General features: G+C 36.5%; 5 protein-coding genes. 3 read left to right on the top strand and 2 right to left on the bottom strand.

The features are described 5' to 3' along the window. Positions 1 to 111 precede the first annotated feature (111 nt). From E1171_RS16910 to E1171_RS16920, 3 genes are all read left to right on the top strand, one after another. The gene (locus E1171_RS16910) at positions 112 to 828 is read left to right on the top strand and encodes a porin family protein (RefSeq protein WP_155207235.1); all 717 of its coding nucleotides are present in this window, start codon (positions 112 to 114) and stop codon (positions 826 to 828) included. A gap of 261 nt (positions 829 to 1,089) precedes the next feature. After that, positions 1,090 to 4,839 (top strand): sensor histidine kinase, encoded by a 3,750-nt coding sequence (locus tag E1171_RS16915; RefSeq protein WP_155207236.1) that lies wholly within the window; start codon positions 1,090 to 1,092, stop codon positions 4,837 to 4,839. Next, entirely contained in the window at positions 4,820 to 8,284 is a 3,465-nt protein-coding gene (locus E1171_RS16920) for a hypothetical protein (RefSeq protein ID WP_155207237.1), read from the top strand. Before E1171_RS16915 ends, E1171_RS16920 begins: the two co-directional genes overlap by 20 nt. A gap of 115 nt (positions 8,285 to 8,399) precedes the next feature. Here E1171_RS16920 and E1171_RS16925 read toward each other — a convergent pair whose 3' ends face one another. Continuing rightward, a complete protein-coding gene (locus tag E1171_RS16925; protein WP_155207238.1) occupies positions 8,400 to 9,665 on the bottom strand; it encodes a hypothetical protein in 1,266 nt (421 codons plus the stop codon). A 274-nt stretch (positions 9,666 to 9,939) separates the two neighbouring features. Then, positions 9,940 to 11,175: a mannose-6-phosphate isomerase, class I gene (gene manA, locus E1171_RS16930; RefSeq protein ID WP_155207239.1), complete on the bottom strand. Its 1,236-nt coding sequence runs from the start codon at positions 11,173 to 11,175 to the stop codon at positions 9,940 to 9,942. Positions 11,176 to 11,560 lie beyond the last annotated feature (385 nt).

The following is an 11,560-nucleotide window of genomic DNA, read 5'->3' on the forward strand; positions in this document are numbered from 1 at the left end:
TAATCAATCCATTATTGGGTTTATGTTCAAGAAGAGCCAATTCACCGTTAATTTTTTCTCCATTAAATAAACCAACCATTCTTTGAGAATTAACTTTTTAAATTTTATAAAATGATGAAAAAAGCATTTTTAGTAGTAGTTGTCGCTTTATTTGGGACATCTGTCGTGAATGCTCAGGATTTAAGCTTGGGGATTAGAGGTGGGTTAAATATGACGGGCCTCTATGATGCTCCTGTTGATCTGAATTGGGGATCAGGATACAGTATTGGAGCTTTTACCCAGGCGAGATGGGGTGTTTTTGCTATTCAGCCTGAAGTGTTATTTACCAGTGTGAGCAGTAAATATCAATTATATGGATATGATATTGGTGGTATAAATGAAGAATTCCTAGAAATGCCATTTGCAGAGGTGGAAGACAAATTATATTACCTGCAAATTCCAATAATGGCTAAATTGTACTTGGGAAACAGTGGTTTCAACATTGAGGCAGGTCCCCAAATTGGAGTATCCTTAGGGGGAAAAAGAAGTTTCTCTACCTCATCCGAGTTTAACGATTCGTTTGGGATAAATCCAACCGATATTGGTTCTGGGGATATAACCAACCTGAATCCGATTGATTTAGGGTTAAATTTTGGGGTTGGTTACGAGATCAATGGTTTTGATATCAATGCAAGGCTTAATTATGGATTAACGAGTACTTTGGATGAAGAAAGTTCTGCTGATGGAGATAATCCTATACCAACTGGGGAAAGTATAATGAATTTCAATGGACTTGATGCCAAGAATATAGGTGTACAAATTTCTGTAGGTTATAAGTTCCTAAAATAAACAATCGAAACAGTCGTTTTTTCATTTTTTAAAGGCCGTCAGTACAATAGATTCTGGGGGCTTTTTCCTGTTTATAAAAAAGTGGTTATGAGTAATTAATAGTTGAATTTGAAAAAAAGTGAATTGGATGATTTTTAGCCTAAATCATTCATTTAATCAATTTATTCTATATTTAATTATCCATTATTTTCCATTCACTTATTTGGCACCATCTTTGAAAAATCTGTTTTGTAGGAATTTTTTAGTAGTTTTGGGAGATTTATGCAGCTCATTACCAGTGATTTTAATCTAAGTTTTAGGAAGTTTCCGAAACCCTACCCTTTGTTGGTTTGCGGTTTATTCTTGTTGACAGCGTATTTATTTAAACATTTTTTAATAGATCCTCAGCAACGGCCTGATAATTATATCAAGGAAATTAGTACATCTATTGATCGAGAGTTAGGCGAAATGGATGGCTCCTTAGATATGATTGAAAGGAGAATCCAAATTGATAGTGCTGTTCTATTTCATTCCTATACTTTCTCCGAAAATCACTTCTTCTATATTTTTAAAAATAAACAATTGGCTTATTGGTCGGACGACCTTTTGGTGCCTAGCTATTCTTCCTTAAGTGGGAAGAAAGCCTCTCAATTTATTAATTTGGAGGAGGGGCAATATGTAGTAAGAAGGCAAAGAATGAAGCTGGGAAAAGACAATTATGAGATTTTTGGATTAATTCCCATTTTTTATAATTCTAAAATCAACAATAAATATGTTGGCTCCGGATTCAACTTTAAAATTTTTAGTAGTTCCTATCTTAGTATTCGTAGCCAACAGACCGTAGGTTGGTATTGGGTATATCGTAATGGTGAGGATTATTTATTTTCCGTAGAATTTGGCCCCGGCTATCATTCACCAGATAGAGTTTTACGAATTCTACTGCTTTTATTGCAAACAGGGGCCATCTTTTGTGCCTTACTTTATGGGTATCGATTAGTGCGAATGTTTATCAATGAGCAGAGATTTTTAACAGGTTTTGTATTTAGCTTGCTCTACCTGGGTGTGCTCCGATGGGTAATGCTTTACCAGGATTTTCCTTTTTCGGTGGTGGAGTTTGAATTGTTCGATCCTCGTTTTTATGCATCTTCTTCTTTTAGCCCTTCTCTAGGTGATTTGTTTTTGAATGTTTGTTATGCCGGAATAATTGCTGCTTATATATTCTTTTATTTTTACAGGTCTCAATTACCAGTAAAAATGCTGAAATTAAACAATCAGGGAAAAGCTATTACATCAGTTGTTTTAGCCTTTTTAACTTTTGTTGGGTTGGCGGTGCAGTATCTCGTATTAGCCTCAATCCTTAATAATTCTCAATGGTCATTGGATATTACAAAAGAGGCAAGTATTTCTACTTTTAAGCTGGTCAGCTTTTTGATTTTTTTCATCAATGCCATCGTGTATTTTACCTATGGGGATTTGGCTATAAAAGTTTTTCAAAAGCTGAATGAATATCGTTACGGCCCGATGCTTTTGTATTACACTCTGGCAGCTTTATTATTTGGTGCTTTAGCTTTAACATCAGGATGGCCATTTCTAATGATCTTTCTGATCAATAGTCTTTATTTTTTAGTATTATATCTCTTCAGGCTCCCAAAAAGTGTTCGTTTACTGAATTATAAATCATTTTCCTATTTTTTTGTAAGCGCTACAGCTAGTGCATTGATGGCTGCCTTCACCATATACAATTATGAGAAAGGCCGCTTGGTGGAAGACAAGGTAGATTTTGCCATTCAATTATTGGGTGAGGACGATATTCTGGGAGGGTTTTTACTTAAAGAAGCTTCGGGTAAAATTGAAAATGACGCATTCATTCAAAATCGTCTTTTTAGTCCCTTCAATTCCAAAGAAATTATAAAAGACAAAATTAAGCGAGTGTATTTGGGTAATTATTTTTCTAAATATGATATTGATATCCGCTTATATAATGCAAACGGGAATCCACTTAGTGCCAAGGGAGATAGTCGTTCATTCCAATCTATAAAAGCAACGCTTGATCAAGAAAAATATAAGACGAGTTATCCACAAATATATTTTGTCAATGAAATCGGTAATGTTTTAAGTAAGAGATATTATAGTTTGATAACCGTCAAGAATAAAGGGTTTAAAGTAAACAGTGGTTATATCATTATCGATTTAAAACTAAAGAGAAATATTCCGGATAATGTATACCCTGAATTATTGGTTGATAGCCGCTTCCCTTTCCTGGATAAGGAATATAACTATGGTATTTTTTCGAATGGACAGCTGGTATATAATGCTGGGAATTTTAATTATCTTAAAGATTTTAGTTCGGATGTAGCAAATAATAGCAGCTTTTATTCTCAAGGTATTATTAAGAATGGTTATCATCATCTGGGGGTTAAGGGGAATGGAAATCGTTTGATTGTAATTTCCTCAAAACTAAATCCTTGGGAGTTGGTTATCTCTAATTTTTCCCTGCTTTTTCTTCTTTTAGCTTTCTGTATAACAATAGTATTATTGTGCCTAATGATGTACTTCAGTATTGTCAATATCGGCATGAACTTGAGTACGAAAATTCAGTTGTATTTGAATGTGGCCATTTTTATGCCTTTGTTGGTGGTTACTGTTAGTATGTTGAGCCAGGTGTATGCCTTTCATAACCGTGATCTAAATGAACAGTATTTTAAAAATGCCATGCTTCTCAGCCGGAATATTACGGAGGGTCTTCAGACCTATATGCATCATGAGATTAGTAGGGAAGACTTTACCAGACAGTTGCTTCGGATGGCTAGTCTAACAGAAATCGATGTGAATATTTTCAGGCCTAATGGAAGGTTTCTAGCAGGAAGTCAGCCTTTAATTTTTGAAAATAAGCTGTTATCTAAATATATGAATCCTGAAGCAATGAAGGCAATTGTGCAGGATCACAGCAAACGCATTCTTTTGAATGAATCCATTGGGAAATTATTTTATAAATCAGTTTATGTGGCGATCAACTCACCGGGTGATGGGAAATTACTAGGTGTGCTGAGTATGCCGTTTTTTGAGTCCCAAGATGAGATTAACAGTAAGGCCGTAGAAGTATTGAAAAGCCTTATCAGTGTTTTTATGGTGGTTTTTGTCGGGTTTTTTATCTTGTCTTATTTTGCTACTAAGATGTTAACTTATCCGTTGACTGTTTTGAGCCAAAAATTAAAACGGACCTCCCTTGCTGCTTATAATGAACCTTTGGAGTGGGAAACTGATGATGAAATCGGTAAGGTGGTAGAGGAATATAACCGCATGCTCATAAAATTGGAAGAAAGTAAAAAAGCCATATCCCAATCCGAAAAAGAATCTGCATGGAGGGAAATGGCAAAGCAGGTAGCTCATGAAATAAAAAATCCTTTAACACCAATGAAGCTTTCTTTGCAACACATGAAGCGGTTGCTTCCCGATCAAAATGGGGATAGTACTGAATTTGCTGTAAAGAAAATTGATATTTTACTCGATCAGGTAGATACTTTGAGTGATATTGCCTCATCTTTTTCTACCTTTGCCCAAATGCCTGTACCAAAAAATGAGGAATTTGAAATTTCTTCCTTATTACGACAGGTGGTGCATTTGCATAATAGCGAGGGGCAAAGAGTTTCTTCCTTCATTAATGAAGGGAAATATTTTGTATTGGGTGATATCCAATTGATGGGACAGGCATTTACTAATTTGATTATTAACGCTTTTCAGGCGGTTCCAAACTCGGAAGAGGCAAAAGTTATCGTCAGTTTAATGACGAGCCAAAACCAAAAAGTAATTATAGAAGTGAAGGACAATGGAGCAGGTATTGATGCTGCCATTCGGGACCGAGTCTTTTTACCGAATTTTAGCACTAAATATACCGGTTCTGGTATTGGGCTGGCCATTGTCAAGAGAGGTATTGAACATGCGGGAGGAAGAATTTGGTTTGAAACAGAAGAAGGAAACGGAACCTCATTCTTTATAGAATTACCGTTAATTGATGATCCTCAAACGCTTTAGTGTTTTATTTTTTTCTTTCACGTTAACCATACTACAGGTTCATGGGCAAATTTCCACTTCAAAACAGAAGTGGATAAAGTCCAATGGAGAGGATGTCTTACTCGATACTCTTTCTGTATTGCCGTCCTCTATTGAATTGCAGAATGTTCCCGATTCTCTTTATGTTTTTGAATATTTTCCTAACAAGGGAACTTTTTTCCTATTGGGTCCTAACCCTCAGGATTCCGTTTTAGTAGTTTACAAGACCTTACCCTATGCTTTATATCAGGAGAAATTTCACAGGGAAGAGCCCAATGGACAAGGGGAGGATTCTTTTGATGATTATTTTCGGACAAACAAGCAAGTAGTTGATCAAAGGGAAGAGCTTTTTGCTACAGAAGGCTTGCAGAAAAATGGAGTGTTAAGTAGGGGGATTTCTTTTGGTAACCGTCAAGGTGTGTTTGTTAATTCTGTACTCAATCTACAGCTTAGCGGTAAATTGACCGATGATATTGGTATTAATGCCGTGATTTCTGACCAGCAAATTCCCTATCAGCCGGAGGGAAACACTCAGAACCTGCAGGAATTTGATAAGGTATATATTGAATTGAGTGCCAGAAATGCATTGCTAACTATTGGTGACTTAAATCTTCAAAGTCGACCTTCACAGTTTTTAAAATATCACAAAAATGTTCAGGGAGTTCAGGCAACTGTGAACTATCAACTCTCTGAAAATTCATCTGCCAAAACTACCTTGAGTGCAGCAGTGGCCAAAGGAAAGTTTGCCTCAATTACGATAGAGCCCATTGAAGGAATTTCGGGCCCTTACCAACTGCATGGTCCTAATGGGGAATCCTTTGTCATTGTACAGTCAAATTCTGAAAGGATTTATCTGGATGGTCAGCTATTGAAAAGAGGATATGATCAGGATTATGTGATTGACTATAATTTGGGAGAAATTACTTTTACACATAATGTGTTGATTACTCTTAATTCTAGAATACGAGTAGATTTTGAATATACCGACAGGAATTATAGCCGCTCTATTTTTGCTTTGGATCAAGAACAAAGTTGGGGAAAGCTGAAAGTTTATGGAAGGTTCTATCAGGAAAAGGATAATCCGAATCGGCCAATGGCTTTTGACTTGTCCGATGACGATAAACTGCGATTAAGCGAATTGGAAATCGGTGCGGAGGGAATCATTTCTGGAATAGACAGTATAGGTTTTAATACTGATTTTGTGAGGTATAAAAAAATAGAAAGATTGTTAGAAGAAACCTCTTACGAAGTCTATGTCTATTCCACAAACCCAGACAGTGCCCTATACCAATTGAAATTTACTGACTTCGGCCCTGGGCAAGGGGATTATGTCTTGTTGAATACCACAATCAATGGCCGGGTTTTCGAATGGGTAGATCCGGTGAATGGAATTTCTCAAGGAAATTACCGACCGGAAATTGTAGCCGCTTTACCTGATCAAAAGCAAATGACAGTCCTGGGAGCATCCTATCAAGTGACGGAATATGACCAGTTTTATGGAGAAATGGCATTTTCAAAAAATAACTCCAATCTTTTTTCAAAAAACCAGGATTTTAATGAGATAGGAAGCGCCTTTAAAGTGGGATACCTTGTTAGGGAACGTCCTATGTCTTGGCTGAAAGGATACCGGTGGTCAGGAAGTTTAGACTATGAACAGGATCAAAAGGAATTTAAAGGCATTGATAATTTTCGACCTGTTGAATATGACAGAGATTGGGGATATTTCCAGCAATCTGATGAAGTCCTCTATGATGATAATATTTTTAATTTTGCTTTCAGTCTGGAAAAGGATAGTGACCATCTGATGGCTTATCAATTATCAAGAAGGAAGAGAGGAAACCTAATAGATGGCTGGCAGCAAGATTTTAAGATTAATCAAACCCTGGGAAAAATATTTTTTAGGGGGGGATTATTTGTATTGGATAATCTGCAGCAAGATAAATCTTTTGATTGGTTCAGGGTGAATATGGAGGGATTTTACCGGTCCAAATATTTGGAACCAGGTTATAGTTTTCAATCTGATCATCAGCAAGTCAAAAATAGGGAGGACGGTGTTTTAATAAATTCACTTTCCTATTTTGAGGAAAATAAAATTTTTCTGCGGAACAATGATTCCTTAAAAACCAAATTTGAACTTTTTTTTAGCCAGCGAGATGATTGGCTTCCCAATTTAGGAGAAATGGAAAAAAGTAGTCGAGCTCATACTGGAAGCTTTCAATTTGGAAGTCAAGGGAAAGGAGGCAAGAGGTTGGATGTGACACTACTTTATCGGGAAATAGAAAATTATTGGGAGAGTGCTGAGGAACGAAAAGAAAAGACCGTGATGGGAAATCTTCAGGGAACTATTAATTTCCTGGAAAATAATATTAGAAATCAATTGACCTATCAATTGGCTAATAGCAGGGAACTGAAAAGGGAGTTTATATTCATTGAGGTTCAGGTAGGTAGAGGTACTCATACCTGGCGTGACCTGAATGATGATGGTGCCCAAGATTTGAATGAATTTTTTTTAACGGATAATCCTGATGAGCGAAATTTTATCAAAGTTTTTGTGCCTACCGATGAGTATTTGCAGGCCTATTCCAATAGTCTGAGTTATAGTTTGAATTTAAGTTTTCCTCGTCAGTGGAAACAACGAAAGGGAGTTCTCAATCTTCTTTCTCGTCTTTCTAATACAACCTATTGGAATAGTTCCAAGAAGACCACAGATTCTTCTTTAGGAACTCGCCTTTCACCATGGGTAGCTAATGCTTCTGAGGCTGATCTATTATCTTTAAATGAGAATTTACGGACCACCTTTTTTTTCAATCGTTCTGATCCTAACTATGGTTTTGAAACCGCTTATCAGCGAATTCGGAATAAATATTTATTAACTAATGGTTTTGAATTAAGGGAAGAGAATCGCTATTCTTTTCGCTCTCGCTGGAATTTAAAAAGAGTTTTTACCTTGAATTTTTCCGCAGTGTTTCAAAACGAAAATAACCTATCTGATTACCTAACCGTGCGTAATTTTTATATTATTGGTAATGACTGGTCCCCCGGTATCAGTTGGCAGCCTCGTTCCTCTTTTAGGATACAAACTACCTATACCAATTCGAATAGACAAAACCTAGGACAGGAATTGGAAGTTTCCGAAAGGGCCAAAATTGATGAAGTGCAATTGGAGTTCCGTTTTTCAAAAGCAGTAAAAAGTAGTCTCCAAGCTTTGTTTAAATACAGTAATATTCGTTTTAAGGGGGATGAAAACACAGCAGCAGCATATCAAATGATGGATGGACGTTGGCCGGGAGATAACTTTAGATGGTCATTTTCCCTTCAACAGAAATTACTTATGGGCTTGCAGCTTATTCTGCAATACGAAGGTAGGAAGTCTGAAAGCAATTCAATTATTCACAGTGGTCAGATGCAGGTGAGTGCTTTGTTTTAAAGGAAGGGATAGAGGATTTCCTTCTTTTTTAAAAAAGATTAGGAACTACGAAATAAGTTGATCCAAAATCCCATTCGTAATTCCTAATGATAAACTATTAATTTTTAATTATTTACTACTCAACGGTTACCACGGCCATTCTATATTTTTGTTCTTTCCCTTTATTAGCACTTTTTTCCTTTTGCATGATTTCCACTACATAGTCTTGGCCTTCTTCCAAATCACCCTTCCAGCGCAGGGCAGGTTTTTTGTTGAGTTGTCTGCGAGAATAACCGTCGATTTCATACACATTAAATCGTGTATTCCAATTTGAAGAGATAGTCATTCTGGTGTCTTCATTTGCATGGAAATAGTATTCATCGGTTTCTCTTCCTTCTACCCGGCCAATGATCTGTTCCTTAATTCGTTCATCTTGGGTGGTTAATTCCAGGTCATAATCAGTCATTTTTCCTTTTTTTGCATTCTTGGAATTATTGGATACCTCCACCTCATATTCGGTGTTATTATCCAGTTGGCCCGACCAGTACTTTTGAGGTTTACTATGTAAGCCTTCTCGAGATCCGTTTTCTACTTCGTAAACACTTACCAAAGCACCTTTTGGTTTAGATTTTACGGCAATTTTGGCTTTATCATCAGAATTAGACCGAATGTAATACTTATCCCGTTCGTAGCCTTCTATATCTCCGGATTTTGAAAGAAATTCATCTCTTTCTTCTACCACCAGGTCATAATAAGGTTTAGCAACCTCTTCCTCGGGTTTCGTATAATAGGCTTCTTCCAGTTCTTCCATCATATCCTCATAAGGAGTTTCTGGGATCACCACTATAACAGGTTCAGGGCTTAGTTCAGGAGTTTTTTTACGTCTTTTGTAGGTGTAGGCCTGTGGTTCTCCTTCTAGGGTTCCTTTTCTCCAGGCAATCACTTTCCATTGGCCATCTTCTTCCCTAAGAAATAGATGAGAAATTTGTGATTTGTTCCCTTCGTATTCAAATTTGACATCAATTTGCTCATCCCCAACTTCAAGGTCTGGTTTCCAGGAATAGGAATGTAACTTTTCTACATCCTCTGTATTTAAAGTTTTTTGATCGAGGATTTCATAACTTTCCACTTCTTTAGAAGCGTTCCAGGGCACATCTTCACCTTCAATACCAGCTAACTCTTTAGCTTTTTCCTGATTACCAGTAAGGGCATCAAAAGCATCCATAAGAGTACGTTCAGGAGATTTTTCCGGAACCATCTCTTGGGCGGGTTCAGGTTGCCTTTCAGGAGTTACCATTTGCTCCCTTTGGTAAGGAGATTCTTCTTTAACTGCTTTTTCTTTTTTCTTACAGGAAAATAAAAATAGCAAGGCAACCAAAAAGATTACAGTTGATCTTTTCATAGTTTCAAAAATTTTACACAGCTTAAAAGTAAAAGGCCGTATTTTGTTAGAAGAACAAAGATGAAGTAGAAGAAGGTTTCAAAAGGGAGGTTCCAAAAAATTAGAAAGCAGATTTAACAATGAAAACCCATTGGGGAGGAGGGAATCTCAATACTTCCTTAAGACTTATAAAAATAAATTTTGAGGGTTATCACCGAATATGGATTTTTGGGGTACGAATTTATCTAAACTATGAGCAGGGTATGGTTCAATTTTATTTTGCCTTCATTCTTAATTATTCATTCCCCTTTTCTCTCGGCACGCTTGCCTTGAATAAAATAGCATTAGACGTAGATTGAATACTGTAATTAACACCAGCTGGAGCCATGAATACTTCACCAGCCTGTAATGTTAATTTTTTATTGACATCTTTTACGCTAATATTTCCTCCCCTTAAAGCAATGATTATATCCAGAGAGTGATTTTTGCCGGAAATAAAACTATTGTTTTTTGAAAGCATTATTTTGCTTAACTCAAAGTCTGGTGCAGGGGTTTGATATACTTCTTCCGTTTCCGATCTGGGACTTCCCTCCAAAATTGTTGGGACTGTTTTTTCAAATTTCACATGTTTGAGAAGTTCTGCTACATCCACATGTTTAGGAGTTAAACCTCCCCTGAGGACATTGTCTGAATTGGCCATTAATTCCATATTCACACCTTCCAAATAGGAGTGAGGAACTCCGGCATCTTGATAGATCGCTTGTCCCGGATTAATTTGTAAAATATTAAATAAATAAATGGAAAAAATACCCCGATCAATGTTTTGGGTAGGTGTACTTTGAGTAACCAAAGCCCTTGCCGCCCAATAATCTGGAGAGCTTTTCTTTAGATCCCCTTTTTTGTATTCAGTTAAAATGCGTTCTACCAATGGGCCTAATATTTGATCTACTGCTACCTGAGGAAGCTCCATAATGTGTTTATAGAGTGACTTATAGTTGTTCGGGATAAAATATTTTAAAAGAGGTGTAAATTCAGGAGTGTTTTGAAGGGTCTCTCTTATTTTCTCTTCCTCTTTAAAGCCATGTAGCAACCAAAAATCTGTTAGGGCGACCATCACTTCTGGCTTGTGATTGTCATCTTTATAATTTCGGTATGGGGCTTTTAAAGGAATATTTTCTGAATTTTCACGGGCAAAGCCCTTTTCAGCCTCTTTTTTGGTTGGATGTACCTGGATGGAAAGCATGTTTTTTACATCTAATACTTTAAAGAGGTAGGGTAGGGAGTTTTTAAACTTTTGAGCTACTTTTTCTCCCAAGTAGAAGGATGGGTTCTGGGCAATAAGTTCTTCCAGGTTTAAACGCGTTGAACCATTTAAAATTTTTGATGGGCCATTTTTATGTGCTCCCATCCAATATTCGGCAAATGTCTGTTTTTGCGGATTAACGGTTTTTAGGAGTTGGGGGATAAAATAATGTCCTCCCCAGGCATAGTTTTGTACTTTTCCTTCAATCTTTACAACTCCTTTGATCATACCTTTATGGTGGCTATGGGATAATTTAATTATCAATGGATTTTTAAGAAAGTGGCCAAAGTGAATGGCTTACTAACAACAATTAAGGACTAGCAGCTCAAGCCTTTTCCAGGAAAAAGCCCATCCTAACTGAAAAAATAAGGGTGCAAAACTGTTTAATTTCTATTCTTTTTCCAAAATAAGAAATTATTATTCTCAATCAAGGTGGAAAAGAGGTGATTTTACCTCTACTAATTCAATATCAAAAAGATGATTCATGAGTTGGAAGGGTTTAGTGGTTACTGAACGATTCCTGCTACTACTATTGTATTTCTATGTTATTATTAAATTAATAATGGTAGGTTATTAATTATGAGTTTTATGGCGGGGGATATAGCCTTTAAAT

The sequence above is a fragment of the Xanthovirga aplysinae genome, from assembly GCF_009711365.1.
GTDB lineage: Bacteria > Bacteroidota > Bacteroidia > Cytophagales > Cyclobacteriaceae > Xanthovirga > Xanthovirga aplysinae.

Coding starts and splice junctions, on each gene's coding strand:
- E1171_RS16910 (WP_155207235.1), top strand. CDS start 112: ATGATGAAAAAAGCATTTTTAGTAGTAGTTGTCGCTTTATTTGGGACA.
- E1171_RS16920 (WP_155207237.1), top strand. CDS start 4,820: ATGATCCTCAAACGCTTTAGTGTTTTATTTTTTTCTTTCACGTTAACC.
- E1171_RS16925 (WP_155207238.1), bottom strand. CDS start 9,665: ATGAAAAGATCAACTGTAATCTTTTTGGTTGCCTTGCTATTTTTATTT.
- E1171_RS16915 (WP_155207236.1), top strand. CDS start 1,090: ATGCAGCTCATTACCAGTGATTTTAATCTAAGTTTTAGGAAGTTTCCG.
- manA (WP_155207239.1), bottom strand. CDS start 11,175: ATGATCAAAGGAGTTGTAAAGATTGAAGGAAAAGTACAAAACTATGCC.